This window comes from Streptomyces sp. NPDC004838 (assembly GCF_053600955.1).
The window spans coordinates 120,399-145,092 of the sequence record NZ_JBSGAW010000010.1 but is presented as its reverse complement, the minus strand read 5'-3'; the positions used below and the strand labels follow the sequence as shown (position 1 = coordinate 145,092).

Below are 24,694 nucleotides of genomic sequence, written 5' to 3'. Positions count from 1 at the left end.
AGCACCAGGCCGGACCAGGTACTATTTACGTCAGCAGGCGCCGCTAGCTCAGTTGGTTAGAGCAGCTGACTCTTAATCAGCGGGTCCGGGGTTCGAGTCCCTGGCGGCGCACAGCTGGTCATCCGAGGCGTTCCGGTCACTCCGGGACGCCTCGGATGCGTTTGCGGGCTGGGCTGGGCTGGGTTTGCGGGGCGGTGGGGCCGCGGATTCGCGGGTTCGCGGGAGCTTTCGCGAGCCCGTCGAGGTGGGGAAGGTGGGCGCGTTCGGTGATCAGCGCCCGGCAGTCGCAGTCGGCGTGCAGGATGCCGCGGGCGAGTTCGGGCCCGCGCCGGGTCGGGTCGATGCCCGCGACGGCGGCCCCGGCCAAGGCCGCCGCGCTGAGCCGGAGTGAAGACTCCGAGGTGTTGTCGAGCAGCACCCCGAGAGCGGCACCCCGAGATGCGGCTCCGCTCCGCGTGGCATGAGATCCACTGAGATCCACGAGGAACGCAGCCCGTGCGGCCGCGCCGGAGGCCACCGGGTGGGGCTGAGGGCCCGGCTCCGGCCCCTCAGCCCCACCCGGTGGTCACCCCACCGGCGCCGTACGAGTTCCGCGACTGTCGCCGTACCGGCTGTACCCGTTCTCCCTGCGCCCGGTGTACCCGCGATTCCCATCGTTCCGCACGGTTATTGACAAGACGTCAGAACTGAACGTCCGAGCAGGCGTAGAACGCGTTCTCCGTGTCGTACACCGACCACACCGCGAGGATCACGTGCTTGCCCGAACGGGACGGCAGCGTGCCCGTGTGGGAGAGCGAGTACGGAGGCTGCTTGCCGCCGTACGGAACGGTCAGGAACGGCTGCGACTCCAGCGCGGCCCTGGTGAGCCGCTGGCTGGGGTTCCAGCCCGGCTTGGTGATGAAGTACTTGAAGTCGGCGGCGCGGTGCGGTGCGGTGAAGCGCCAGCTGAACGTGAAGCTCGAACCCGAGTTGACGCGGGTGGCGGGCCAGGCTCCGCCGCGCGGGTCGTCGAGCTCCGAGAAGCGGCCGTTGCCGCCCGAGCAGATGGTTCCGTCGGCGGGTCCGGAGGCCGGGAAGCCCTTACGGCCTTCGGCGCTCTGCGGCTCCCACTGGATGGCACCGCAGTTCTGCACAGTGCCGTTGGCACAGAGCTTCTGACGGCTGATGGGGGATTCGGTGTAGCCGTGGCTGGTCGCGGTGCTGCCGGTGGCGAGCACCGTGGCGCCCGCCATCAGAAGGCCGACGGCGGCGGCCGTGATTTTCTTGCGCATGCTTCGCTCCAGGGAACGTGGGGGTTCGATGAGCCGTGCTGCACGCGTGCGTGTACTGCTCTGCGCATCGGCGCGCGTGGGGCGCGTGATGCGGTGGGGTTTACACGGGCGCTCCTTCTGCGCCATTTTCAGGTCTAGACCAACACCCAATGTATTGGCCAGAGTCAGCCATGTCCAGACCAATAACCGCGCCTTCCCTTGACACGGCCGTCGGGATCCCCCCAGGGGTCAGGATCCCTGTGAAGTCGCGCCCGAGGGCGATTCCGACACTGCCGCAACGTCAGCGCCCGTGATGAGTTACAGCCGCACGAAGCTCACCACGAGCACAGCCAGGGACAGCAGCAGCATGCCCAGGCAGTTGACCCAGAACGCGGAGTTCAAGGCTCGAGCGCGAATGTGGGACGCGGCGGCCGCCAGGAAGTAGACGACAATCGCGGCAGTGGTCGTCATGGCGACCCCGGGCACCCAGAGCCCGACGACGAGCCCCACTACGGAGGCCGCCTTGAAGGTGATCAGCACCCACCACCAGTCGCGCGGGAACCGTACGCCGTCCAGGCAGTCGACGATGAATCCCGGCGGACGGAGCGTCATCGCGGCGTCGCCCGCCTGTATCCCGAGCAGGATCAGGATCGGCCAGACGGGAGACGGGAGTTCGGAGAGGGTCATCGGCCACTCCCTTCGTATGCGGTGACGAACTCGGCGGTGCGCCGGATCCCGGTCGCCGTCTGCTGCCGGTCGGTGGATCCCGCGGCAAGCAGCATCAGCTCACCCAGGTAGCTGGTGAACATCACCTGCGCACCGTGCCGGGCGCGGGGGCCGGGGATTCCCGCCTTCACCATCGCCGCGGTGAGATTGTCCTCGCTCAGCCTGCGCAGCCCGCCGAGGGCCTCGTTCCCGGGTTGGCCTCGGGCCAGGGTCCGGAAGTACGAGCGCGCGAGTTCGTCGTTCTCGGCGAACAGATCGAGGAACGGGTCGAAGTAATGGGCCAGGTAGTCGACTGCGGAGGCTGCGGACCCCGCCGCCGGTGGCGCGGGGATACGGGCGGCGATGGCTTGGTCGTAGACAAGGCTCAACAGAGACTCCTTGTCCCCCACTGCCATGACGGCACCCACGGAAACACCCGCCTCCGCCGCGATCTGCCGCACCGTTGTGCCCTGGAAGCCACGCTCCTGGAAGAGTCTTTCGGCGGCCTCGACGATGCGGGTGGCGGTCTGCCGTTTTCGTTCGGCGCGGGTTACCTGAACGTGTTCAGTGAACATGTTCAGAAGGTAGTCGGCGCGGCTGCACCGACGCAATGGTGTCGGTCAGCACCGTTTCGGAACGGAGGCCAGGAGCCGGGCCGAACGCGGCGACGGCAGCACAGGGTGGTTCGCGACGGCCCACTGTGCTCCCTCACGACTCTCTGTGGTTGGTGCCTGAACTACGGATCCCGGCCTACCGCACGGACAACAGCCCCACCTGGTCCACAAGGAACCGGGCCCTTCCGAACCGCGCCTTTCAGGGACGCGGGCCGAGAGAGCCCGGTGACACACAAGCCATCGCCACCCGCCCTCACTTGATGGCGCACTCCAACCGGCACGAACCCGATCAAGAAGTCACCCGACAGAGGTGGCTCTCATTCACTTTGACGATCACGGGCCTGTGTCGTCGTCAGTCCTCTCCACGGGGGATGACGGGACGGCGTCAGCCTTCCGCCGCCCCGGAACGCCCCGTGTAGAAAGCGACCGTCAGGTCCTTCACCAGTGCCTTGCGCTCGTAGTCGTCGAGTTCGACGAGTCCGCGCGACGTCAGCCTGCCGACCGTGTCGTCGACCGCGTCCACGACCGAGGTGAGCACGCTGTCCCGGTGTCTGGCGTCGAGCGCGGCGACCCGGCGGCGCTGCATCGCCGCCGCCACCTCCGGCGCGTACTCGATCCCCGTCGGCTGCGCGGAGAAGATCTGGATCCCGACAGGGGCGCATTCGGCCGCGAGCATCCGTGTCAGCGCGTCACCCACGGCCTCGGCGTTCCGCAGCGTCCTGGTGTCCTCGTGTCCGGCCGTTCCCCCGTCGGCCACGCCCCTCCCGGCGGCGGAGCCGGCGCCTGCCCTGCCGGAGAGAACGCTTCCCGTACCGGAGATGGCGGGAGCGTCCACGGGCAGCTGCGAGAGGACCCGCGCCATCGCCGCCTCCACCTGCTCGGTCAGATACTCCTCGTGGTTCTCGACCCCGAGGATCGCCTTCGCCGTGTCCCTGACCCGCCACACCACCAGCACGACCACCCGCAGGGCGGTGCCGTGCGCGTCCACGGCGGGCATCGGTTCACTGCGCCAGTGCCGGAGCCGTACGTCCACCCTGCGGCGGCGCAGCAGCGGACTCATCCACATCAGACCCGTACGCCGCACACTCCCCCGGTACTCGCCGAAGAGCGTGAGCACCCAGGCGTGCCCGACCTGTCCGCGCTTGATCCCCGCGAGCGTGAAGACCGCCAGGACCGCCCCCAGCGCGATCACCGCCCACAGCAGGGCACTGATGCCCTCGTACGGATGGGGCGTGAGGCCGAGCGCCCTGGTGACCACCGCGGGCAGCACCCCGGCGCCCCAGAGCACCGCGCCGATCCCGGCGAGCGCGCACGCTCCCGCGATCACCCCGGTCCAGCCGGCCAACGCGGGCCCCGGCCGCTCGACGAGACCCGGATCGACGGGCGGCGCGGGCCGCCGGGCGACGGCGGCGTGCGCGGGACGGCCCGTGGGACGTGGCGTGGGACGTGGCGTGGGACGTGGCGTGGGACGTGGCGTGGAATCCGACGTGGGACCCGTTGCGGAACGTGGTGGCGTGGGACGCGTTGCGGGACGTGACGCGGAACCCGACGTTGGACCCGTTGGACCCGTTGGACTCGTTGCGGAATCTGGTGCGGAACCCGGCGTCGCGGCGGACGGCCTGCTTCCGACGCGCGGCTGCTCCCCCGTGCCCTGTCGCCGGGACACCACGGCGGGACGCAGGGGGATCGGCTGCGAAGGACCGCTCGTCAAGTCGTCGCGGAAGAGCAGGTGCACCGGGATTTCGGTGGTCGCCTCCGGGGTGATGACCGGGGTGTGCCGTGGCACGCCGGAGGGCGAGCCGGTGCCTTCCGGGTCCGAGGTGGTGGTGTTCATGGCTTCTCCCGCCTCCGCTGGTTGATCCGACTCGGATCGCTGGGATCACTGAAATCGCTGAGCTGACTGAGTCCGCTGGGCTCACTGAGCCTGCTGAGCTGGCCGGGCTGACCGGGCTGACCAGGCTGGCCGGGCTGACCGGACTTACTCGGCCCGTTCGGCCGCTGGGCCGTTTGGCCATTGGGCCGTTGGCCCGTTCGGCCGCCGGGTCATTCGGCCGTTCGGTTCAGCCGTTCGGTTCGGCCATTCGGCCGTTCGGCCATTCGTCGGGCGCGGCACGCCCGGCGGGCCGGCTGGGCGCAGGCCGGCCGTGCCGCCGTGCGCCCGGCCGGTCACTTGGCGAAGAGCCGCTTCCAGGTCTCCGGGCCGGGGTAGCCGTCGGCCGCCGAGCCGCGCCAGCCCTGGGCCTTCTGGAACGCCTCGACATTGCGCCGGTCGGCCTCGCCCCAGCGCGGCCCCGGACCCTGGGTGTAGTACTTGCCGTAGCCGCGCTTCACCAACTGCTGGCCGAGCAGGGTGACGTACGCGTTGGACTGGCCGGGCCGGAACAAGCCGGCTCCCGGGAACACGGGCGCGGGCGTCGCCGTGGGTGGCTTGGGTTCCGGTTTCGGCTTCGGCTTCGGATCGGGCGTCGTGGTCTGTGTACCGGGGATGTTCTTGCCCTTCCCGGTGACGAGCAGCTGCCAGGTGTGCGGCCCCGGCAGCCCGTCCGCTTCGGCGCCGCGCCAGCCCTGGGCTAGCTGGAACGCCTGGGTGGCCCTGCGGTCGGCGTCGCCCCAGCGCGGTCCGGGTCCCTGGGAGTAGAACCTCTTGCCTCCGCGCTTGACGAGCATCTCGCCGAGCCTGGTGACGTGCTTGTTGTTCGCTCCGGGCCCGAACGACTTCGCGCCCGGGTAGGCGTCGGGGCTCGTGGGGCCGGGATTGGTCGTACCGGTGACGCCCTTGTAGCGGTACGGGATGTACTTCTCGGAGTTGCTCCAGTACCCGATGGGCGTGGACTGCTTGCGGGTGGCCGGTTTGGTCTGCTCGTACGCCATGTAGTAGGTACGGCTCTGGTCCGTCCAGCCGCCGAAGATCGTGGCGTGCGACCCCTTGTTCGGATCGGCCGGGTTGTGGAAGAGCAGGATGTCGCCGGGCTGGAGTTCATCACGGGTGATCCGGGTGGCGAACTGCGCGAGGCTGCCGGTCCACTCGTTGGTGGGCAGGCCCCAGGCCATCGAGATGTATCCCGAGCAGTCCTGCCGGTAACCGTCGGACCAGTACTTCGACATGCTGTACGGGACCTTGGCGTCGACCCACTTCTGGGCCCGATTCATGATCTCGGCCCTGGTCGCCTTGGGGAACGTCGACGCGGCCAACGGCTGGGCGGAAGGGCGGGACAGCGTGCGGCCGTGGAGCGGACCCCTGTCGCCCTGCTCGTTGTCGGGACCGTCTGAACCGGCGACCGCGGCCCGGCCCTCGGGGCCCGCGCCCGCTCCCGGTTCGCCGATACCCGCGCCCGTTCCCGCTTCCGGATCGGCGATATCGTCGGCCGGCCTCCACTCGGTGCGCGCCGCGCTCCCCGCGTCCCCCGCGCTGGCTGAACTCCCCACGCTCCCCGCGCTCCCCATGTCCACGGGATTCGCCGTCGCGGCGGGATCCATCACGCCCGCCGTCTCCGTGAGACCTCCGCCACCGCCGAGCCCGGCCGCGCCCGCCACGCCCGTCACCCCGCCACCGCCGAGCGCTACGCCCGCCGCGGTGAACACCACGAGCGCACGCCGGCAGCCATGAGCCGCCGGATGCCCACCGGCCGCGAGGACGCGGCGCCGCTCGGCGCACCCCGGGCAGCCGCAGTCCGGCGCGGGTTCGTACTCCTCGAATACCGGCACCGTCATGATCTGTCCCCTCCGCACTTCGAAGATCGCCCGAGGTTCGCCCACAGAGAGCAGCCGCACCCCATTTGCCCTAACTGATTGCAGTTTGTCTCACAAAAAGGACAAAACGACCATCCGACAGGCCGAACCGGTCTGAAAATGGTCAGGAGCATCGTGCGGGGTCCGGTAGAGTTCCTGCGTCAGCAGGCGCCGCTAGCTCAGTTGGTTAGAGCAGCTGACTCTTAATCAGCGGGTCCGGGGTTCGAGTCCCTGGCGGCGCACGCGAAACGAGGCCCCCTCGCCATCGGCGAGGGGGCCTCGATCATGCGGTCCGCGATCCCCGGTCACATAATCCCTGGTCACGCGATCCGCGGTCACGCGATCCCTGGTCATGTGATCCGCGGTCATGCGGGTGTCGTCTTCAGTGCGGTCGTCACGACCGCTCATCACACCGTCGCGGCACGGACGGGACGGTCACCGCCTCACCACCACCGCCGGCTGCTGCTGCCGGGCCCCGGAACCGCTGACCCCGGTGAGATACGCGGAGACGACGACATTAGCCGTGTACGCGCCGGACTTACGGTCGAACCTCCCGCCACAGGTGATCAGCCGCAGCTCCGCGCGCCCGTCCTGGCGGGGCCCGTACACCTTGCGCGCGTCGAAGCGCTCCCGGCTGAAGACCTGGACGTCGTCGATCGTGAACTCGGCGACCGAGCGGTCCGTCCGGGTCACCCGTACCTTCGCGCCGGCGCGAAGGGCACTCAGTCCGTAGAAGACGGCGGGTTTGGTCTTGGTGTCCACATGGCCGACCAGCAGGGACGCTCCGGACGCGCCCGGCTGCGTACCCCTGCCGAACCAGCCGACCGTCCCCGGTTGCGCGTACGGCGGCGGGTCGATCGCCCCCGAGACGTCCAGGCCGCGCGTGACCACGGGGGCGGCGGCGACCCCGATGGACGGGATGTCCACGCGGTGGGGCATTGCGGGCTCCACCGGATCATGGGCAGGCGGCAGCGATGCCAGGAGCGGTCTGCCGACCGCCGCGACATCGCCGGTGGCAGGAGCGGAACCGCCGCCGGAGCGCCCCGCGAGCTCCTCGCCCCAGACTGTGATCCCGAGCAGGAGCACCGCGCAGACCACTCCGGCCAGCAGTCTGCCGACGCCTGCCGGAAGGCCGGCTGACCGCATGTCAGTCGGAGCCGGTACGGCGACGGCGACGCGAGGTGCGGAATGCCACGGCGACCGCCGCGGCTGTCGCGAGCACCACGCCGATCACGGCATGGGGGGTGCCGGGGCCCTCGCTCTGGACCTCGTCGCCCTGTGGCCCGGAGGCGAGGACGGCCGTACCGCCGCCGCCCGCCTTGACGGGGGCCACGGGGGCGGGCCCGCCCTTCGCCGGAACCACGATCGTGCGGTTGGTGGCGTGCCCCTGACCGTCGCAGATGATGGTGACGGGGTAGCTTCTGGGGGTGGCCCCCGCCTTGACCTTGGCGCGCGCGACGAGCCCGTCGCCGCGACCGGACGCCGGATAGAGCTGCGCACCCGCGTCGAAGGCCCTGGTCTTGGCGGCGCCGGTCTTGGCCTTGCAGCCGTTCACCCGGATCTCCACCTCGTCCCCGGGGCCGGCCACGGCCGGGATGACCGTGGCGGTGACGGAATCATGGGCGTATGCGGCGGTGGTCGCGGCGGGAGAGAGGACGAGCGCGGCGGGTGCCGCGGCAAGCAGGGCAGCCATCCCTGCGCAACGGAAAGTAATCAATGATGAACGCATAGTGAACCTCCTGGTACCGACAGATTCACGTGCGTGCGACGATCCCGCATCCGCAATGGGGCCGAACGCCACAGAGCACCACTCCGGCCCGTCCCGATAAGACGGAGAACGGGTGAAGGGCAACGGCCCAAGAGGCGGAACGGCGAAGGGGCGTGCCGGAGGGGCGTGGCGGACGGAATCAGATCCGGGTCTGACCCGGGTCACACTCGGGTCAGACCCTGGTCAGATCCTGGTCAGATCCGCTCGACGAGGTCCGCGATGGAGTCGACGATCGTGGACGGCCGGAACGGATAGCGGTCGATGTCCGCGGCCCCGGTCACCCCCGTCAGTACGAGGAAGGTCTCCATTCCCGCCTCCAGGCCGGCGAGTACGTCCGTGTCCATCCGGTCGCCGATCATCGCACTGGTCTCGGAGTGCGCGCCGATGGCGTTCAGCCCGGTCCGCATCATCAGCGGATTCGGCTTGCCCGCGAAGTAGGGGTCCTTGCCGGTCGCCTTGGTGATCAGCGCGGCGACCGACCCCGCGGCGGGGAGCGGCCCTTCGTGGGAGGGGCCGGTCTCGTCCGGGTTGGTGCAGATGAACCGGGCCCCCGCGCTGATCAGCCGGATCGCCTTGGTGAGCGCCTCGAAGCTGTACGTACGGGTCTCGCCGAGCACCACGTAGTCGGGGTCGTGGTCGGTGAGTACGTAACCGATGTCGTGCAGGGCGGTCGTCAGACCGGCCTCACCGATGACATACGCCGTGCCGCCGGGCCGCTGGTCGTCCAGGAACTGGGCGGTGGCCAGCGCGGACGTCCAGATGTTCTGGACCGGCACGTCCAGCCCCATGCGGGCGAGCCGCGCGTGCAGATCGCGCGCGGTGTAGATGGAGTTGTTGGTGAGGACGAGGAAGGGCTTGCCGGTCTCCCGGAGCTTCCCGAGGAAGGCGTCGGCGCCCGGGATCGGCACGCCCTCGTGGATCAGGACACCGTCCATGTCGGTGAGCCAGGATTCGATCGGCTTGCGCTCTGCCATCTGTCGGGACTCCTGCCGTGCGCGGCGTACGGGGTTGATGCGTACGCGGTGAGCTGGGTGCCGGAGGCACGGCACTGTGGCCCCCCGACACGGACAGCCTAGTCCGACGCGTGCCCTAGTCCGACGCGTGCCGGGGCTGGTCGGCGCGGGCGGAGCGGAGCCGTTCGTTCCCGTCGGGGCCGGCCGGAAGCGGAGCCGCCGTTGCCGTCAGGGCTGTCAGGGCTGTCAGGGTTGTCAGGGCTGTCGGGGCCGTCTGGACCGGCCAGGGCGGAGCCGTCGTCGCGATCAGCGTCGGCGGGAGCGGAGCCGTCGGGACACGAGCACCAGCGCGCCGCTGCCGAGCAGGATCGTGCCCAGCGCGGTGCCGAGGCGGAGAAGGGGGCCGGGGCCGGTGGTGGCGAGTGCGTCGTGGGTGACGGGGACGCCTGTGCCGTAGTTCTTGAGGACGGCGAAGCGGTACTCGTCGGACTCGCCGACCCAGTCCCCGTCGTCGCCGTGCCGCTGGACGACGGCGGCGTTCACGGTGACCTGGTTGGGCGGGGTGTCGGCGGCGAGGGCGAGGCGCACCTTGACGGTGACGGTGGAGCGCCCCTTCACGGAGAAACCGCCGCCCTGCTCGCCCCGGCGGACGGCGGCGTCACGGGTCCCGGCCCCGCCCTGGTCTCCGTCCCTGCCCTGGTCTCCCCTGCTCTGGTCTCCGTCCCTGCTCTGGTCTCCGGCCGCTCCTTCTGTCCCGGCCTCCTCGCCCGCTGTCCCCGCTCCCGCTTCTTCGCCCGTCCCCGCCTCTCCCCGGATGCCGAGCACCCCCACGACCTCGTCCTCGGTGGTGCTCTCCAGTTGGGCCGCCCGCCAGAGGGAGGCACGGTCGTCGTAGAACTCCAGCGTCATCCTCTGCGGAGTCAGCCCCGGGTCGCCCCCTGCGAAGACGATCACCGGATGGATCTCGTCACAGGTCCGGTCCGTGGTGTTGGTGAGGTCCACGGACCACTCCTCGAAGCCGCCGCCCGGATGGTGCACCGACGGTCCCCCGTGGATCCGGGTGTCGATCGGGAAGCCCTTGCCGACCGCGGTGGAACAGCCGGTCGCACGCCGGGCGACCGTGGCCGCCGCCGGGTCGAGGGCGGATGCGTGAGCGCGGGCGAGGGCGGGCGCGAGGGCGCGGGCGTGGGAGGCGGCTGACATGGAAGCGGGCGCGGCCTCCGTAACGGCTGAGACGTGAACGCCCGAGACGGGAAGGGCCGTCGTGACCGCTGTGGCGGAGACGACGGCCGGACCGGCCAGGGCGGTGGCCGCGGTGACGCCGACGACGAGGACAGTGCGCGGTCGCATGGTCGATCAAGGGCCTTTGCTGCTCGGCTGCTGCGGGTGGCGTGGGGGTGGGGGGCGTCGGGCGAGACGTTGCCACGCGGGCCGGGCGTCGGGCGGTCACCACGTCCTTCAGAGGGCCGAACAGTCATACAAGTCCGCCCATTCAGCGTATTTTCTGACTGATCTCCGCACCCGCGTCCCGCCCGAACAGGGGCGCGAGCACCAACTGCGCCGCGCCCTGCGCCACCAGGTGTGGCCCGCCGCCCGCGAGGGCGACCGGAACGCGGGCGCGCGCCGCCGCTTCCCGTACGAAGGTCTCGCCCGCGGCGGCGACGGCGCGCCCGCCGAGCAGCAGCCGGTCGATGTCGAGCAGGGCGACGAGATTGGCGGCTCCGACGCCGAGGATCCGCGCCGCCGCCTCGATGTCCCCGCGCGCCACGGCCTCGAGGCAGAGCGCCTCGATGCACCCGCGCCGCCCACAGCCGCACGGGGGCCCGTTGAGCTGCACCACCTGGTGGCCGAACTCCCCGGCCCCGGTCCGCTCCCCCCGGTAAAGCCCTCCGCCGAGCACCAGCCCGGCCCCGAGCCCGCTCCCCAGATGCAGATAGGCGAACGAGTCACGGCCGCGCCGACCTGATCGCAACGCAAGCCCGAGGGCGGCGGCGTTCGTGTCCTTGTCGAGTACGGCCGGCAGGCCGAGGCGGGCGGCGACGGCGTCCCGGAGGGGGTAGCCGTCCCACTCGGGGAATCCGGTGACCCGGCCGGTGACGCCGGCCGAGTGATCGAGGGGACCGGGCATGGCGACGCCGACACCGAGCACGCGCGCCACCCCCACCGGACCGCCGGGCGCGGTTCCGGTACCGCCGCCGCGTACGGCGACGAGCGAACCGGTCTCCCACAAGGCATCCGGCTCGGCATCGGTGTCCGCCTCGGCATCGGGCTCGGTGACCGAACCGACCCCGACGACCGAACCTGCCTCCGCCGCCGAACCAGTCACCGAACCAGTCGCGGAACGCGCCGCCGAACCGGCGGAGGCCACCGTGCCGAAGGGGCCCACCGTGTCGAAGGGGTTCGACGCGCCGTCCTCCGCGACCGCATCCGCCCCGGCCCGTGGGCCACGCGCCCGAGCAGCCGCCGACAGCAGGGTCTCCACCTCCGCCGCGGCCTTCTCCACGACCGATTCCGCGCCCGCCCCCAGATCCAGCGGAGCCACCCGGACCGCGACCAGGCCGCCCGCCAGATCGAGAAGGGCGACGGTGAGTTCATCGCGGTCCAGATGGAGGCCGATCGCATGGCCGGCCGACGGGACGAGGCGCAGCACCGTGCGGGGTTTGCCGCCCGTCGAGGCGCGGTGTCCCGCCTCGGCCGCCAGGCCCTCGGCGCGGAGTCGGGCGGTGATCTTGCTGACCGCCTGGGGGGTGAGGCCGGTGCGCTCGGCGAGTTCGAGACGGCTGACACCGTCCTCGCCGCCCGCCCTGAGCAGATCCAGCACGAGCGCCGCGTTGTGGCCGCGCAGCACCGGCAGGTTCACGCCCGAGGCGCCACCGCCGCGGGGAGCGTACGCACGCCCAGCGCCGCCCGCACCCGTGCTCGTCCCCCGGTCGGCACCCCTGCCCACGTCCCTGATTACGTCCCCGCCCGCGTCCCTGTTCACCCCGCTGTTCACGTCCCCATTCTCTCCCCTGCTTGCACTTTGGCAACGCCGTTGCTTAAGTGGCCGCATGACCGAACCCGGCACTCCCCTCCGTGTAGGACTCGTCGGATACGGCCTCGCGGGCTCCGTCTTCCACGCCCCGCTCATCGCCGCCGCCGAGGACCTCGCGCTCGACACGGTCGTCACATCGAACCCCGAACGGCAGGAGCAGGCCCGCGCCGAGCATCCGGGTGTGAGTATCGCCGCCCGGTCCGAGGAGCTGTGGGCGAAGTCGGACGCGCTCGACCTCGTCGTCATCGCCTCCCCCAACAAGACGCACGTCCCCCTCGCCACCGCCGCCCTCGGCGCGGGCCTCCCGGTCGTCGTGGACAAGCCCATCGCGGGTACGGCCGCCGAGGCGCGGGGCCTCGCCGCGCTCGCCGAGGAGCGCGGTCTGCTGCTCTCCGTCTTCCAGAACCGCCGCTGGGACAGCGACTTCCTCACCCTCGGCCGCATCATCGAGAGCGGCGAACTGGGTGACGTACAACGCTGCGAATCCCGATTCGAACGCTGGCGGCCCCGGCCGAAAGGCGGCTGGCGGGAGTCCGGCGACCCGCGGGAGATCGGCGGTCTGCTCTACGACCTGGGCAGCCATGTCGTCGACCAGGTACTGACCCTGTTCGGCCCGGCAATGCGCGTGTACGCGGAGTCGGACGTACGCCGCGAGGGCGCCGGGGCGGACGACGACACGTTCATCGCGCTCACCCATGCGAACGGCGTCCGCTCCCATCTGTACGTCAGCGCCACCGCCGCCCAGCTCGGCCCCCGCTTCCGGGTACTGGGCTCGCGCGCCGGCTGGGTGAAGTACGGGCTCGACCCGCAGGAGACCGCCCTCCGCGAGGGCAGACGGCCGACACCCGGTACGGCGTGGGGTGTGGAGGACAAGGCGCTCCGGGGCAGGATCGGTGCCGGGGAGTCCCCGCTGACCGGCGGCGGCCAGCCGGTCGGGACGGTGCCGGGCGACTACCCGGCGTACTACAGGGCCATCGCCCGTGCGCTGCGCGACGGCACACCGCCTCCGGTCACCGCCTGGGAGGCCGCCGCCACGCTGGACGTACTGGAGGCGGCACGGCGCTCGGCCCGTGAAGGCATCACCGTGGAGGTGTCCGTATGACCACGCAACCGACCATCGAGGACCTCGTCGAACAGGAGCGCCGTCTCAGGCTCCGCCGCTTCACCCACGCGGACGCCTGGGCGCTGGGCAGCATGCTCGTGGAAATGGCGCACCTCCGTGACGCACCCGTCGCGATCGACATCCGGCTCAACGGGCAACAGCTCTTCCACGCCGCGCTGCCGGGTTCGAGCCCGGACAACGACGCGTGGATCGACCGCAAGCGCCGGGTCGTGGAGCGCTACGGCGAAAGCTCCCTCCTGGTGGGCGTCCGCCACCGCGAGAAGGGCACGACCTTCGAGGAGGCGTCCCGTCTCCCGCCGGACGCCTACGCGGCCCACGGCGGCTCGTTCCCGATCAACCTGGAGGGCGCGGGCGTGATCGGCACGGTCACCGTCTCCGGCCTGGCGCAACTGGAGGACCACGCGATGGTGGTGGAGGCGCTGGAGAGGTTCGGTGCTGCTTCTTTTTGAGGGCTCGGTTCTCCCCCAGACCCCCACGGAGCGCTCCAGCGCGCGTCGACGGTCGACCGTGCTCGATACCCCCTTTTTTGCTCGGTTCGCCTCCGGGGCGCTCTGAGCGTGTGTCGACGGTCGACCGTGCTCGATCCCTCGTTCCTCGGGACCTCCGCGCGCTCTCCACTTTCGACACCCGCGCGCCCCTCCAGCTCACTCGCCAGGGAGACAGCCAACCAACGCACCCAGCCACCGCACCGGCGCGCGGCACGGCACCGAGCCGCGGACGGCAGCCACCCCCAGCGGGAGGCGACTACGCGTCCTGGAAGGGCTGGCGTTGCCTGCCCAGGCCCTCCACCTCCAGCTCCACCACGTCCCCCGCCCGCAGGAAACCCTTCGGCTCCGGCTGCCCGAGCGCCACGCCCGCCGGCGTCCCCGTGTTGATGACGTCGCCCGGATACAGGGTCATGAACCGGCTGACGTACCGCACGATGTCCCGTACCGGGAAGATCTGGTCCGCCGTCGTCCCGTTCTGCTTCAGCTCGCCGTTCACCCAGAGCTTCAGGCTCAGCGCCTGCGGGTCCGGCACCTCGTCCGGCGTCACCAGCCAGGGGCCCAGCGGGTTGAAGGTCTCGCAGTTCTTGCCCTTGTCCCAGGTGCCGCCGCGCTCCAGCTGGAACTCGCGCTCGGAGACGTCGTGGGCGATCGTGTACCCGGCGACGTACGCCATCGGGTCCTCGTCGTCCTCCACATGACGTGCGGTACGCCCGATGACGACCGCCAGTTCGACCTCCCAGTCGGTTTTTCGGCTGCCGCGCGGTATGAGGACGGTGTCGTACGGGCCGACGACCGTGTCGGCGGCCTTGAGGAAGACGACGGGCTCGGTCGGCGGCTCCGCGCCGGTCTCCGCGGCGTGGCCGTGATAGTTCAGCCCGATGCACACGACCTTGCCGATACGGGCCACGGGCGGCCCCACCCGTACGTCCTCGCCCTCCAGCCGGGGCAGCACCCCGGCGTCGGCGGCGGCCCGGACGCGGTCGAGGGCGAAGGGGTCGGCGAGGAGTTCCCCGTCGATGTCGGCGACGAGGCCCGAAAGATCACGCAGGGCGCCGTCCTCGCCGAGCAGGGCCGGACGCTCCGCGCCCGCCGCTCCGACACGCAGCAGCTTCATGTCTGACTCCCTGGTTCAGCGCTGGTCCAAGCCGGTCCGGCCGATCCTGCTGCGGTACGGGCCCGGAGGGCGGGCGGCGACCATCGAGGGACCGATAATTCGGTTGATCCTCCAAGAATGGCGACCGCTCCACAAGACCCGTTCCGCCCCCTGGGACCCACTCACGGCACGCTCATGGCACGCCACGGGAGGCGCCCCGTACCGGGCGCGGCCACGGGGCACGGCCACCGGGCATCCGCTACAGAGGGCTGGCGAGCGCGCCGGCCGTCGGCATGTCCCGGTAGAGGTAGGCCCTCTCGATCGCCGACCAGGTCGTACTGGTGACGATGTAGAGCGCGGCGGCGAGCGGCACCACCGCGACCGTGACGAGCGTGGCGAAGGACATCAGCGGCATGACCTTGGCCATCGCGGCCATCGTGCCCATGCCCGGCGTGTCCGGGTCAGGCTGCGGCATCGGGTTGGCCGCCATCTGCCGCTTCGTACGGCGGTAGTTGAAGACGGCGACGCCGGTGACGATCACGAACAGCCCGAGGTACACCGCGCCCGCGCCGCCGAGGACCCCGCCGTTCGCGAGGGCGTCGCCCCAGCGGTCGCCGAGCGGCGCGGCGAAGAGGGTGTGGCCGAGGAGCCCGTTGGGCTCGCCGCCGATGCTGCTGTTGGAGAACAGGTGGTACAGGAGGAAGAACGCGGGCAGCTGCAACAGGCTCGGCAGACAGCCGGAGAGCGGCGACGCCTTCTCCTTGGCGTACAGCTCCATGAGGGCCTGCTTCATCTTCTCCGGGTTCTTGCCGTGCTTCTTGCGCAGCTCGGCGACCCGCGGCGCAAGCCGGGCGTTGGCCTTCTGCCCGCGGGCCGCCGCGCGGGACAGGGGATGGACGGCGAGGCGTACGAGAGCGGTGAACAGGATGATCGCGGCGGCGGTGGCCGACGCCTGGAACAGCGGCTCCATCAGATCGGCGAGATGCTCGACCAGAGTGGCGAATACGGACATGGGTGAGCCCTCCGAGGGTCTCGTCGTACCGGGAAACGGAGACGCGACGACCTGGGGAGGGCGGTGGAGAAACGGAAGAGCTGCCCTGCCCTACGCGGCCGTCGGGAGGGCTCGGCCGGGCGCTCGGGGGCGGGTACGGCCTCTGGCGTCGGGATCGCGTTGCGGGAGGAAGGCGGTCCGTTTCTCCCGGTCGCGGAGGGCGGTCCGTACTCGGGTACGCGGCACGGCGGGCGCGCAGCGGGCCCTGACGCGCAGGGCGACGAGGGCGGACCCCACGGTGGCGGTGGCGGTCGCGGCGAGCGCGAGGGCGGTCGAGAGGCCGCCGACGCCATCGGTGATCAGGATCTCGAAGACGAGGACGAGGGCGAGCACGAGGGGCTGCAGTACGAGTGCCGCGCGGCGACGCTCCATGCGTGTCCCTCCCTGCTGTGGCCCGGCTTCCGGCTGTGGCGGCGGCTTCTGGTTCCGCCCGTTGCCGGACCAGACTACCGGGGACTGCCGGACTTCGGCTTCGTCCCAGACGATGATCCGATATCTGGAGCTGTACTCGGGCGTACAGGTGGATGCGATAGGAGCCGGGTCGCCGTATCCGGCGGAGGCGCTGACCAGGCTGCGCGGCACGACCCGGATCACGCCGGTGTCACACCGAGTGGTGCGGGCCGGCGCGCTGACGACCTCGTGGACATGGACGGCGATCTCGGCGGCGGCCCACAGCCCACGGGCGAGCCAACGCGCGCCGCCGGGGTCCGCGCCCCCGCACGACGACGAGTGTCCGCCCCGGCCTCCCTTGCCCGATTCCGCAAGGGCGCACGATAGGCCCTGACCGCGAAACCCACCAGAGTCGCGCGGCCCCCCGGTCAAGGCGAGACGCCATGCCGCCCACCCCCCGTACGGCAGTACGGTGTCCCCCATGCGCCCCGACACGCCTGCTGACCACACCGCCGAAGCCGAGCGCCTGCTGCGTACCGCGACGCAGTACCCCGAGGACAACGAACAGCTGGTCCTCCAAGCCGCGGCCCACCTCGAACTGGCCGGCGACCGCGAACGCGCCTCCACCCTCTACGACCGCCTCCTCGCCTCCGACTCCGAGCACCCCCTCCTGGTGAAGGCCCTCCAGGCGGCGAACCTCTGGGAGTACGGACACGAGGCCGAGGCCCGTGCCCTGATCAACGGCATCCGCACGGCGGCCCCCGTGGACCCGGCGCCCTGGGAGATCATCGCCGAGACGCTGGAGTCCCACGACGAGCTCGAAGCGTCCCACGACTGCTTCACCACGGCGGTCACGCTCCTCCTCACCCCGGGCGACGACGAGGTCCCGTACGACTCCCAGTCCCTCCTCACCGGCCGCCACCGGGTCCGCCGCATGCTGGGCCGCCCGCACGACGAGTGGGACGCCCTCGCCGACAAGGTCCACACCGCCCACGCCGCCATCTCGCTGGACGAACTCCACGACCCCAACCGCCTGTGGGCCCTCGGCTCCGACAACCCCGCCGAACTCCGCGCCGAAATCGCCCGCCTCCGCGCCGAACTCGGCTCCTACCGCTCGGCCCTCTCCCGCCCCTTCCCGGTGGCGGTCCTCCACTGGCCCGAGCCGGAACTCACCGAGCTGCTCGCCGCGTACCCCGAACTCGAATCCGAGTACCCGACCCACCGGGCCCACCTCACGGACATCGAATCCTCCCTCCGCGACCTCGCCTCCACGGGCACCGGCAACCTCGGCATCGTGACGGCCACGGTCCCCTCCTACGAGGCGTTCGCCGCCTCCGAACAGTCCTCCCCCGCCAACGCGGACCTGCTCCCCCAGTACGCCACAACCCTCGCCTCCCGCGGCCGGGCCATCCCCTGGCCTCCCGTAAAAACGGCACCGTGCTGGTGCGGGTCGGGGAGGGGGTACGGGGGGTGCCACGGCTCGAACGGTGAATGAACCGGTATTTTCTCCGTCGGTGAGATGACCACTCGCCATCACCCAGCCCCTCAGAAGGAGTGCAGTGTCGGGGAGTAAAGACGCACCCAAAGCCACCAGGCTCATTCGCGCGAAAATCAGGGAGTTCATGGAGCAGCCTGACCCAAACGATCACACCATCAGACTACGCAAAGCATCAGCGGCGATTTACGCGTTCTACGATTTCGACGATGAGCCAATTTACGTGGGCCAGACAGCAGAAGGCGTTGGAGCGCGAATTGGACGTCATCTAACAGGTCAACGATCCGACGCAGTCGCAAAATTCGTTCTCGACCCATTCGAGGTGGCATTCATTTCAGTTTGGACTCTGCCTCAAATATCCGCGCTTAAAGTCGGCACCAAAGAAAAGCGCCGACTACTCAACCCCTACGAATCAACCGTTTACCAAGCCCTCAAGGGTCTCTCGCGGTTCAATGCCGTTTTGAACGAGGCGGTACCGGAGACAGTGGCTGCCGTGCCTCTGCCCACTCCAGTTCGCGGATGCATTATTCCCGAAGAACTATGGGAGGATCGGGCCCATGCCGACGTCAGAATTGCCCGAAGAGCAAATCACGTAGGCAGGCTATCTCAACTGATCAGCGAACGAGAGCCTAGCCCTGGCCTGCGACGCACACTACATCTTCAAACCCAGCGCCTAGAGTGGCTGAGTCGAAAAAGGATCAGCGAACTAGGGCTATCTAAGGAACCCACTCAGAACGAACCACACGAGGTACAGGACGAAGGGTGAACTGTTGCGCAGCGGAGGCGACTTGCCTCTGCTGCGCTCATCGAGACTCTCTGGTCTGCCTCAAAGAGGCTCGCGTGCAATCACAGGCATGAGATAATGCTGTGCCAACCACGCCACGGCGTCAACGCAAACCGCGTCCCCAAAGCCAGAGACCACCTGACTATTCCGCGCGGAATGAATATTGTAATCACCCGCCCCCATTAGACGAGCGTACTCCAGAGGCGTCATCCACCTCACCCTGGTCTGACCGTCCTGACTGAACTGAACGACTGCCTGCTTGGACGATCCTCCCCGCGCGGTACGGAGGCAACCAGCGATGTCGTCCGCCCGGATCTCCCATGTGGGAATGCCCTTGCGGGTACGACGATAGGCGGTGCGAAATGTCAGCTCTCCAAGCGAGCCGAGTTCCTTTACGCGAATAGCTTGGGTCTCAGAGAGTGACGAAAAGAACTTCCCCGTTCGCTCTTCATCCCACCAGCGGGAATCACTTTCAGTCAATCTTTCAGCAACGGACGAAAATCCATCCGTCTTCAGCCTTGGAAGCTGTTCCATCACAAGCGCCGCGCGGTGGGTTCGCAAACTTGGATCATCAAACACCTTCTGAAGCCAGAGGGGTCGAATCTCATTGACGCTGAGATCCTCCTCTGAGGGGACATCAGTGCAACCGACCAGAAAGAGACGTGGCCTAGACTGCGGTACCCATCTACGCGCGTCCAATGTTAGGACATCCACGCTGTAGCCAAGCTTGTTCAATTCTCTGATTGCCACTTTGATATCTTCACCAGAATGACTCGTCGCAAATCCATTGACATTCTCCAAGGCGATAACCGGAGGAAGGCTCCCGCCCCTCAAAAGGATTTCCGAAAGGATCCTAGTAAACTCGAAGAAAGTACGAGAATTTTTCCCTGAAAGCCCTTCTCGGCCACCAGCCAGCGACAGGTCTGTGCATGGAAAGGAAGCCCACGCCAGGGAGATGTCGGCCGGTAGGTCAGAAGCTTGAATCTCTGCGATATCCTTCGGCTGATGCGCTTCAAGATCGATCTCGAAATGATCGGCGTACATTCGGCACTTATCAAGGTCGAAATCATTCGCCCACTCAACATGAAAGCCAACTGACTCCAACCCCAGTCGAGCCAGCCCAATCCCAGCAAAGAACTCCGCAACTTTGAAAGGTTCCGACGCCTTGCGGGCCTCGCTCTTCTCTCGGGGCTCGCGAAGAGCCGCATCGGGCAGGGTCGTCTCAGTCGGCGCAACGGTCACGTCGCCGATCGTAAGCCACAACTGACTTGCCATGGTGTCCACTCCCAATGCGACGGGACGGCAACGTTGCGTTGCCGTAGAAACGAAGCGGCAGAGGACGCTCGCAGCGCACGCCCCTGATGTCACTGACAGTATTCGCTGCCACTGACAAGGCGACTCGTCCTCCTCGTAAGGTTGATCTGTGAAACGCGATGAGAAGTCCTGGGCTTCCAGCCCCGCTGTGCGCGCCAGCATGCGATCCAACCGCAGCCGAGACACGAAGCCGGAGCTGGCGCTGCGCCGAGCCGTCCACGCGCGAGGTATGAGGTACCGCGTCGCCGTCAGACCACTCCCCAAGGTCCGCCGAACCGCTGACCTGGTCTTCAGCAAGTTGAAGGTCGCTGTCTTCCTGGATGGCTGCTTCTGGCACGGCTGTCCTGACCACCACTCGAAGCCTGCTGCGAACGCTGGATACTGGAGCGAAAAGGTCCGGCGCAATCGTGAACGTGACGCCGAGACTGATCAGATGCTGCGTGACGCTGGCTGGATCCCCATCCGAATCTGGGAGCATGAGGACCCGTCAGTGGCAGCCGACCTCATCGCATCCATAGTGATCGCTCAACGGAACGGGCTTTAATCGGAACCCGATACCCGTCGTCGCCACTAGCCAGGCGCCGAACCAAGGCAATCCACACAGGCCAGAGGTCAGGGGCGCCTGCACAAGAGATCAGGTCGTCGTAGCGGAGCCGCATGGGTGACCTGGACCTCAAGCCGTCTCGGCTTCGAAGTGCATGTGGGCCTGCTCAAGGATCGCGTCAGGGTCTCCACCCCGGGCCGCCAGCCAGTGCAGCAGGTCAGCGATCAACCCCGTCGCAGAATCCTCAAGTACTGCCGCAGAGCCGATGCCGGGCCGCCCCGGACCGCCGGACGCCTGCTGATATCCCTCAAGTGCCGCCGCCGCGCGCTGGATGCGCAAGCAGCGCCCATCCTGGCCCAACTCGAACTCGCACCAGACCGCTTTGCCTGAGGCGGTCACGATGGTCCCCCAGCCTGCGGTTACTTCAGTCAGTGTGTGCAGCCCTCGCCCGCACTCGTCACCGCACTCCGGGTCAGCCGGCTCAGGGATGACGGGGCTCTGGTCGTGGACTTCCACCCGGAGCGACCCTTCTCCCGATTCCATGACGAGCGTCGCGGCTGTGCCGAGACCTACATGTCTGATCACGTTCGTCGCGAGTTCCGTAACCGCCAGCTGCACCTCGTCGGCGACCGCGAGGATGCCCCATTCAGTGAGCTGTTTCCTCGCAAACCGGCGGAGGACACTCAGCCCCTCGGGTTCCGCCTCAAAGAGCAGGACACAGCGGAGCCGTGGCCGGGCGGTGCTGGCGTCACTACTGCACATGACTGCACTCCCTACTGCGCTGCAGCAGCACTGCACCCACCGCGTCTGCACGGCTGCGCTGCGTAGCGTCACGAGCGAGTATGGCAGTGAGAAGTCTCCTCATGTAACTTCTCACCAAATCGTTCGAGTGAATCCAGTGAGTGCTCAACCGAACGCCTGCCTAGCCTTGTTGCGGCCAGGGCACTGGTCGGCGTCGGCACGTAACGGAAGGTCTCTGCCATGTCCGCGAGGACCACCACCCGGCGTCGCCAGCTCGGGGCGACGATGCGCAAGCTGCGTGCCCGGACGGGCATGACTCTGGAGGAAGCCGGTCGGCTCGTCGGCGTCTCAAAGGCAACAGTCAGCCGATACGAGACTCAGGAGGGGCCTGTCAAGTGGCCCATCGTGGACGCCCTCTGCCGCGAGTACGGCGCGAGCGAGGCCGAGCGTCTGGCCGTCGTCGCTCTCGCCAAGGACGCCAGACAGCAGGGATGGTGGAGTTCATTCGCCGATTCCATCCCCGAGACCATGAACCTCCTGCTCACGCTTGAGGACGAGGCTGTGCGCGAGGACCACTTCAACTGTCTCTACGTACCAGGGCTTCTGCAGACCCGCGCCTACACCGAGGCCGTCCAGAACGCATCCGACATGCGCCTGCCTCCTGACGAGATCAAGCGACTGGTCGATATCCGGATGAAGCGCCAGGAGATCCTCAGGCGTCCCAAGCCTCTGCATCTCTGGGCGATTCTTGACGAGTCAGTGATCCGCCGCGTGGTCGGTTCCCGATCGGTGATGAAGGAGCAGCTCAGCCATCTGCTCGACGCGAACCGGTCCCAGGACATCACCCTGCAAGTGCTGCCCTTCTCCAAGGGGGCTCACTCAGCGGCGATGGGCAGTTTCGTGATCCTCGGCGGCGCCGAGCCCACCCTCGACGTCGTCTACGTGGACACCCACGTCGGCTCACTCTTCATGGAGAAGGCCGAGGAGCTTGACCGGTACCGACTTGCCTTCGACTACCTCCGCGCCCAAGCGTTGGACATGACAGCATCGTCAGCTGTGATCGAACGCGTCCGTGAGGAGATGTAATGCAGAGCCGTACGCCTGTCATCCCTGCCGAGTCATGGTTCAAGTCGTCCTACAGCGGGGCGAACACCAGTGAGTGCGTAGAGGCAGCAGCCTTGGACAGCGGTGCTCTCGTGCGCGACAGCAAGACCCCTCTCGGCCCCGTTCTTCCGTTCGCAGCCCCCGCGTGGGTGACCTTCGTGACCGCGCTGAAGGACAGTCACCTGGGCTGACCCCGTCTTGGCAACTCCGTGGGCCCCTGGCACAGTTGATCCACATCAGATGAGTCTCTCGGAGTGGGACGGGCATGGTCCATGCACGGCGGCGGGCCGCGCTCATCGCGTGTGTGCTGATGGTGGGCGGTCTCGCCTGGAAGTTCCCCGTCGGCAAGGACGAGGTGGTCGGCGCGACTCAGTTCTCCGTCGCCTTCTTCGCCACGCTGCTCACCGGCGAAGCAGTGATCTTCGCCCTCACCTTCTCCGCCGCGAGTTCATGGCCGTCATTACGTGCCATCGACAGCCACATCGCCTTCCGTGAGTGGGTCCTCGTCGGCTGGGCCGGCGCAATGCTCACCGCCTCCGGACTGCTCGGGGGCGGTGATGTCAGCGCAACCTACGGTGCGCTGCTGTTCCTGCTCGCCAACTTCCTCGGCGTCTTCTCCTTCATGAGGCTCTTCGGCCTGGCGAGCATCGGCGGGCGCAACCGGCTGCTGCGGCAGACCCTCGCCAGAGGGTTGGCCGATCTGGGCGACCAGGAGTTGCGGTTCGACCAGGAGCTCAGCGACGACCCCGTCGTAGCCGCCTATCTGAGCACACTCGACCAGGTCATCAGCGGCAACGATCCCACCGGAATCAGAAATCTTGTGGGTCAGCTGGTCGACGCGGATGTGCCCGCGCCTGCCAAGGAGAACCTCGCTGCTCTGCACCTGGAGGTGCTGCATCGACTGGCACGCGCGGCGCTTGTCAGGGGAGCGGATCCGGTCGTCGTGACCGACTGCGCCAACTCTCTGATCGACTCGATCCTCACCCAGTGCCGCAGTTTCCGCGACACGGCAGCGGTGCTAGGGGCCGTAAGCCGGTATCTCGCCTGGCTCGGCAGCACCTCAAGGCTCATGTCAGTACGTGGCATCGCATCAAGTCGGGCTGCCCGTGAACTGGTCGCCATGTCCGTCGATTGTCGGCATCGCATCCTGCTGCGCGTCGATCCCGACCCCAAAACCGTCACAGGGCTGGACGAGACGATCTCCGTGATCGAGGAGCCCGTCGGAGTACTGCTCTGGATCAGGGACTACACCGAATTCCACGGCGCACACCAGGCAAGTGCCTTCTACGGCGTTCATCAGTTCCTGACAGGCCGTAAGTTCATGGGCAACTACTGGGACGGCGCATCTGTGCTCACTCAGCTACGGGACACCCTGTATGGCGCGACGGACCCGGCCAGCGGAGACGCACCGGATGCGGGCAGACGGGCATTCGGTTCCGTGGATGGATATGACCGCTTCTGGTCCCTGGTATCCGTCGGCGCCATCGCCACCCTGCGCGACACCCGCCTCCCCCATCCTCCGGAACTCATCCGCCCGGAGTTCACTCCCGATCCCCAGCTTCTGGGCGCGTATCTGCGTACCTTCGCGACTCATCGCTGGTTCTCGACGGCCCTCCAGGCCCAGGAAGAGCTGCTGGCCCTCATGGGCAGTGCCGACCCTCATGGTTCCTTGTGGAAGGAGCTGGACACCCGCACCGCCAGAAGCCTGCTGCCCAGCCCGACGCCCAGGGTGGAACCGGAAGGACGGCCGGCAGCCATGGTCCTGGCCATCGCATGTCGGCTGGCTCCGCTTGCGCCGGGCGAGCCGGAGAGCGAGCTGAGGGCGTTCCTCACCGGCCTGCCCGCTCCGTCCCTCGCAGCGGCGGCCACTCTCGCCAAGCGGACACTGCCTCAGGTCGCCGACACGAACGACCCCTGCGAGGTCATCGTCACCGGACTCCGCGTCCTGCAACTGGTCGGGGCTCACACCCGGGCGGGCTCATGATGCAGGGAGTGTGGCAGGAGCGGATGACGCGACTCCAATCCCCCCACGTCGAGGCCGCCCTCCTCGTCCAGTGCGCACTCGACTGGTTGCGGCCGGACCGACTACGTCTCCGTAACACCATCGACAAGGGCATCATGGCAGCTCAGCTGAGGCGCGGCGGCTCACTGCGGATCACCAGAGTCATCCTGCACAACCTGCCTTCGTCAGCCGCCACGGCATCGGATTCCCAGCACATGCAGCAGGCATTCGACGAATGGCATCACCGGCTCGCGGCAGCGAGTGCCCTGCTCTCAGGTCCGGCTCCACGCATCCACCGGCTGATACTCCACGGAGATCAAGCCGAATCTCCCATACCGGATATGGTCGAACTACAGGAGAACGGGCGCTGGTCAGGCCAGGAGAACGTCAGCCTGGCGCTCCACGCGCTCGGCACCACGGGTACCACGACGCCATTGACCAGCTACGACGTGGATCTGGACGGCCCGTTCAGCGACGGGGATCCCTCGATCCACATGTGAGAGTGGGAGATT

Annotated in this window: 23 protein-coding genes, 2 tRNA genes and 1 pseudogene; 10 read left to right on the top strand and 16 right to left on the bottom strand. The window is 68.5% G+C overall.

Annotated elements, in window-relative coordinates; all coding sequences use genetic code 11:
* Positions 1 to 37 precede the first annotated feature (37 nt).
* A tRNA-Lys gene (locus ACWEFL_RS14250) sits at positions 38 to 111 on the top strand.
* 121 nt (positions 112 to 232) lie between these two features.
* Here the strand turns inward: ACWEFL_RS14250 and ACWEFL_RS14245 are convergent.
* From ACWEFL_RS14245 to ACWEFL_RS14220, 6 genes and pseudogenes are all read right to left on the bottom strand, one after another.
* A pseudogene (locus ACWEFL_RS14245) lies at positions 233 to 654 on the bottom strand (acyl-CoA synthetase); the annotation flags it as partial.
* Positions 655 to 680: 26 nt separating this feature from the next.
* Positions 681 to 1,271: a lytic polysaccharide monooxygenase auxiliary activity family 9 protein gene (locus ACWEFL_RS14240; protein ID WP_451711472.1), complete on the bottom strand. Its 591-nt coding sequence runs from the start codon at positions 1,269 to 1,271 to the stop codon at positions 681 to 683.
* 297 nt (positions 1,272 to 1,568) lie between these two features.
* Complete coding sequence (locus ACWEFL_RS14235) at positions 1,569 to 1,937, bottom strand: DoxX family protein (protein ID WP_451711469.1); 369 nt, start codon at positions 1,935 to 1,937, stop codon at positions 1,569 to 1,571.
* Positions 1,934 to 2,530, bottom strand: coding sequence for a TetR/AcrR family transcriptional regulator (locus ACWEFL_RS14230; protein ID WP_451711466.1), 597 nt, complete (start codon positions 2,528 to 2,530; stop codon positions 1,934 to 1,936). The genes ACWEFL_RS14235 and ACWEFL_RS14230 overlap by 4 nt, the downstream gene beginning before the upstream one ends.
* A 424-nt stretch (positions 2,531 to 2,954) precedes the next feature.
* Positions 2,955 to 4,403: an SPFH domain-containing protein gene (locus ACWEFL_RS14225; RefSeq protein WP_451711464.1), complete on the bottom strand. Its 1,449-nt coding sequence runs from the start codon at positions 4,401 to 4,403 to the stop codon at positions 2,955 to 2,957.
* 332 nt (positions 4,404 to 4,735) lie between these two features.
* Positions 4,736 to 6,280, bottom strand: coding sequence for a peptidoglycan-binding protein (locus tag ACWEFL_RS14220; RefSeq protein WP_451711462.1), 1,545 nt, complete (start codon positions 6,278 to 6,280; stop codon positions 4,736 to 4,738).
* A 186-nt stretch (positions 6,281 to 6,466) separates the two neighbouring features.
* Between ACWEFL_RS14220 and ACWEFL_RS14215 the strand changes: the two genes are divergently transcribed.
* Positions 6,467 to 6,540: transfer RNA gene (locus tag ACWEFL_RS14215), tRNA-Lys, on the top strand.
* Positions 6,541 to 6,733: 193 nt separating this feature from the next.
* On the opposite strand, the gene ACWEFL_RS14210 is transcribed toward ACWEFL_RS14215, so the two are convergent.
* The 5 genes from ACWEFL_RS14210 to ACWEFL_RS14190 form a co-directional block, all read right to left on the bottom strand.
* On the bottom strand, positions 6,734 to 7,444 hold the full coding sequence (locus ACWEFL_RS14210) for a class F sortase (RefSeq protein ID WP_451711460.1): 711 nt from the start codon (positions 7,442 to 7,444) through the stop codon (positions 6,734 to 6,736).
* 1 nt (position 7,445) lies between these two features.
* Positions 7,446 to 7,991: a hypothetical protein gene (locus tag ACWEFL_RS14205; protein WP_451711457.1), complete on the bottom strand. Its 546-nt coding sequence runs from the start codon at positions 7,989 to 7,991 to the stop codon at positions 7,446 to 7,448.
* A 269-nt stretch (positions 7,992 to 8,260) separates the two neighbouring features.
* On the bottom strand, positions 8,261 to 9,040 hold the full coding sequence (locus ACWEFL_RS14200) for an HAD-IIA family hydrolase (RefSeq protein ID WP_451711455.1): 780 nt from the start codon (positions 9,038 to 9,040) through the stop codon (positions 8,261 to 8,263).
* A 285-nt stretch (positions 9,041 to 9,325) separates the two neighbouring features.
* Positions 9,326 to 10,369, bottom strand: coding sequence for a hypothetical protein (locus tag ACWEFL_RS14195; RefSeq protein WP_451711452.1), 1,044 nt, complete (start codon positions 10,367 to 10,369; stop codon positions 9,326 to 9,328).
* Between the two features lie 142 nt (positions 10,370 to 10,511).
* Positions 10,512 to 11,879 (bottom strand): ROK family protein, encoded by a 1,368-nt coding sequence (locus ACWEFL_RS14190; RefSeq protein ID WP_451711449.1) that lies wholly within the window; start codon positions 11,877 to 11,879, stop codon positions 10,512 to 10,514.
* 190 nt (positions 11,880 to 12,069) lie between these two features.
* Between ACWEFL_RS14190 and ACWEFL_RS14185 the strand changes: the two genes are divergently transcribed.
* Both ACWEFL_RS14185 and ACWEFL_RS14180 read left to right on the top strand, forming a co-directional pair.
* The gene (locus ACWEFL_RS14185; protein WP_451711446.1) at positions 12,070 to 13,155 is read left to right on the top strand and encodes a Gfo/Idh/MocA family oxidoreductase; all 1,086 of its coding nucleotides are present in this window, start codon (positions 12,070 to 12,072) and stop codon (positions 13,153 to 13,155) included.
* Complete coding sequence (locus tag ACWEFL_RS14180; protein ID WP_451711443.1) at positions 13,152 to 13,625, top strand: heme-degrading domain-containing protein; 474 nt, start codon at positions 13,152 to 13,154, stop codon at positions 13,623 to 13,625. The genes ACWEFL_RS14185 and ACWEFL_RS14180 overlap by 4 nt, the downstream gene beginning before the upstream one ends.
* A gap of 295 nt (positions 13,626 to 13,920) precedes the next feature.
* Here the strand turns inward: ACWEFL_RS14180 and ACWEFL_RS14175 are convergent, their stop codons facing one another.
* From ACWEFL_RS14175 to ACWEFL_RS14165, 3 genes are all read right to left on the bottom strand, one after another.
* Positions 13,921 to 14,778 carry a fumarylacetoacetate hydrolase family protein gene (locus tag ACWEFL_RS14175; RefSeq protein WP_451711441.1) on the bottom strand — a complete coding sequence of 286 codons (858 nt, stop codon included), beginning with the start codon at positions 14,776 to 14,778 and terminating at the stop codon, positions 13,921 to 13,923.
* A gap of 238 nt (positions 14,779 to 15,016) precedes the next feature.
* The gene (locus ACWEFL_RS14170; protein ID WP_451711438.1) at positions 15,017 to 15,769 is read right to left on the bottom strand and encodes a YidC/Oxa1 family membrane protein insertase; all 753 of its coding nucleotides are present in this window, start codon (positions 15,767 to 15,769) and stop codon (positions 15,017 to 15,019) included.
* Between the two features lie 90 nt (positions 15,770 to 15,859).
* Positions 15,860 to 16,180: a DUF6412 domain-containing protein gene (locus ACWEFL_RS14165; RefSeq protein ID WP_451711435.1), complete on the bottom strand. Its 321-nt coding sequence runs from the start codon at positions 16,178 to 16,180 to the stop codon at positions 15,860 to 15,862.
* A 499-nt stretch (positions 16,181 to 16,679) separates the two neighbouring features.
* Here ACWEFL_RS14165 and ACWEFL_RS14160 point away from each other — a divergent pair, with 499 nt between their 5' ends.
* A complete protein-coding gene (locus ACWEFL_RS14160) occupies positions 16,680 to 17,693 on the top strand; it encodes an SEC-C metal-binding domain-containing protein (RefSeq protein WP_451711432.1) in 1,014 nt (337 codons plus the stop codon).
* A gap of 826 nt (positions 17,694 to 18,519) precedes the next feature.
* Here ACWEFL_RS14160 and ACWEFL_RS14155 read toward each other — a convergent pair.
* Entirely contained in the window at positions 18,520 to 19,719 is a 1,200-nt protein-coding gene (locus ACWEFL_RS14155) for a DNA cytosine methyltransferase (RefSeq protein ID WP_451711429.1), read from the bottom strand.
* 181 nt (positions 19,720 to 19,900) lie between these two features.
* On the opposite strand from ACWEFL_RS14155, the gene ACWEFL_RS14150 reads away from it, so the two are divergent.
* A complete protein-coding gene (locus ACWEFL_RS14150) occupies positions 19,901 to 20,335 on the top strand; it encodes a very short patch repair endonuclease (RefSeq protein ID WP_451711426.1) in 435 nt (144 codons plus the stop codon).
* A gap of 129 nt (positions 20,336 to 20,464) precedes the next feature.
* Here the strand turns inward: ACWEFL_RS14150 and ACWEFL_RS14145 are convergent, their stop codons facing one another.
* Complete coding sequence (locus tag ACWEFL_RS14145; RefSeq protein ID WP_451711423.1) at positions 20,465 to 21,097, bottom strand: ATP-binding protein; 633 nt, start codon at positions 21,095 to 21,097, stop codon at positions 20,465 to 20,467.
* A gap of 219 nt (positions 21,098 to 21,316) precedes the next feature.
* On the opposite strand from ACWEFL_RS14145, the gene ACWEFL_RS14140 reads away from it, so the two are divergent.
* From ACWEFL_RS14140 to ACWEFL_RS14125, 4 genes are all read left to right on the top strand, one after another.
* Positions 21,317 to 22,162 carry a helix-turn-helix domain-containing protein gene (locus tag ACWEFL_RS14140; RefSeq protein ID WP_451711420.1) on the top strand — a complete coding sequence of 282 codons (846 nt, stop codon included), beginning with the start codon at positions 21,317 to 21,319 and terminating at the stop codon, positions 22,160 to 22,162.
* Positions 22,162 to 22,371 carry a DUF397 domain-containing protein gene (locus ACWEFL_RS14135; RefSeq protein ID WP_451711417.1) on the top strand — a complete coding sequence of 70 codons (210 nt, stop codon included), beginning with the start codon at positions 22,162 to 22,164 and terminating at the stop codon, positions 22,369 to 22,371. The genes ACWEFL_RS14140 and ACWEFL_RS14135 overlap by 1 nt, the downstream gene beginning before the upstream one ends.
* Before the next feature lie 74 nt (positions 22,372 to 22,445).
* A complete protein-coding gene (locus ACWEFL_RS14130; protein WP_451711414.1) occupies positions 22,446 to 24,164 on the top strand; it encodes a hypothetical protein in 1,719 nt (572 codons plus the stop codon).
* Positions 24,165 to 24,187: 23 nt separating this feature from the next.
* Positions 24,188 to 24,682, top strand: coding sequence for a hypothetical protein (locus ACWEFL_RS14125; RefSeq protein WP_451711412.1), 495 nt, complete (start codon positions 24,188 to 24,190; stop codon positions 24,680 to 24,682).
* The last annotated feature ends 12 nt before the right edge of the window (positions 24,683 to 24,694 follow it).

Coding starts and splice junctions, on each gene's coding strand:
- ACWEFL_RS14240 (WP_451711472.1), bottom strand. CDS start 1,271: ATGCGCAAGAAAATCACGGCCGCCGCCGTCGGCCTTCTGATGGCGGGC.
- ACWEFL_RS14235 (WP_451711469.1), bottom strand. CDS start 1,937: ATGACCCTCTCCGAACTCCCGTCTCCCGTCTGGCCGATCCTGATCCTG.
- ACWEFL_RS14230 (WP_451711466.1), bottom strand. CDS start 2,530: ATGTTCACTGAACACGTTCAGGTAACCCGCGCCGAACGAAAACGGCAG.
- ACWEFL_RS14225 (WP_451711464.1), bottom strand. CDS start 4,403: ATGAACACCACCACCTCGGACCCGGAAGGCACCGGCTCGCCCTCCGGC.
- ACWEFL_RS14220 (WP_451711462.1), bottom strand. CDS start 6,280: ATGACGGTGCCGGTATTCGAGGAGTACGAACCCGCGCCGGACTGCGGC.
- ACWEFL_RS14210 (WP_451711460.1), bottom strand. CDS start 7,444: ATGCGGTCAGCCGGCCTTCCGGCAGGCGTCGGCAGACTGCTGGCCGGA.
- ACWEFL_RS14205 (WP_451711457.1), bottom strand. CDS start 7,991: ATGGCTGCCCTGCTTGCCGCGGCACCCGCCGCGCTCGTCCTCTCTCCC.
- ACWEFL_RS14200 (WP_451711455.1), bottom strand. CDS start 9,040: ATGGCAGAGCGCAAGCCGATCGAATCCTGGCTCACCGACATGGACGGT.
- ACWEFL_RS14195 (WP_451711452.1), bottom strand. CDS start 10,369: ATGCGACCGCGCACTGTCCTCGTCGTCGGCGTCACCGCGGCCACCGCC.
- ACWEFL_RS14185 (WP_451711446.1), top strand. CDS start 12,070: ATGACCGAACCCGGCACTCCCCTCCGTGTAGGACTCGTCGGATACGGC.
- ACWEFL_RS14180 (WP_451711443.1), top strand. CDS start 13,152: ATGACCACGCAACCGACCATCGAGGACCTCGTCGAACAGGAGCGCCGT.
- ACWEFL_RS14175 (WP_451711441.1), bottom strand. CDS start 14,778: ATGAAGCTGCTGCGTGTCGGAGCGGCGGGCGCGGAGCGTCCGGCCCTG.
- ACWEFL_RS14170 (WP_451711438.1), bottom strand. CDS start 15,769: ATGTCCGTATTCGCCACTCTGGTCGAGCATCTCGCCGATCTGATGGAG.
- ACWEFL_RS14165 (WP_451711435.1), bottom strand. CDS start 16,180: ATGGAGCGTCGCCGCGCGGCACTCGTACTGCAGCCCCTCGTGCTCGCC.
- ACWEFL_RS14160 (WP_451711432.1), top strand. CDS start 16,680: ATGCGCCCCGACACGCCTGCTGACCACACCGCCGAAGCCGAGCGCCTG.
- ACWEFL_RS14145 (WP_451711423.1), bottom strand. CDS start 21,097: ATGTGCAGTAGTGACGCCAGCACCGCCCGGCCACGGCTCCGCTGTGTC.
- ACWEFL_RS14140 (WP_451711420.1), top strand. CDS start 21,317: ATGTCCGCGAGGACCACCACCCGGCGTCGCCAGCTCGGGGCGACGATG.
- ACWEFL_RS14135 (WP_451711417.1), top strand. CDS start 22,162: ATGCAGAGCCGTACGCCTGTCATCCCTGCCGAGTCATGGTTCAAGTCG.
- ACWEFL_RS14130 (WP_451711414.1), top strand. CDS start 22,446: ATGGTCCATGCACGGCGGCGGGCCGCGCTCATCGCGTGTGTGCTGATG.
- ACWEFL_RS14125 (WP_451711412.1), top strand. CDS start 24,188: ATGACGCGACTCCAATCCCCCCACGTCGAGGCCGCCCTCCTCGTCCAG.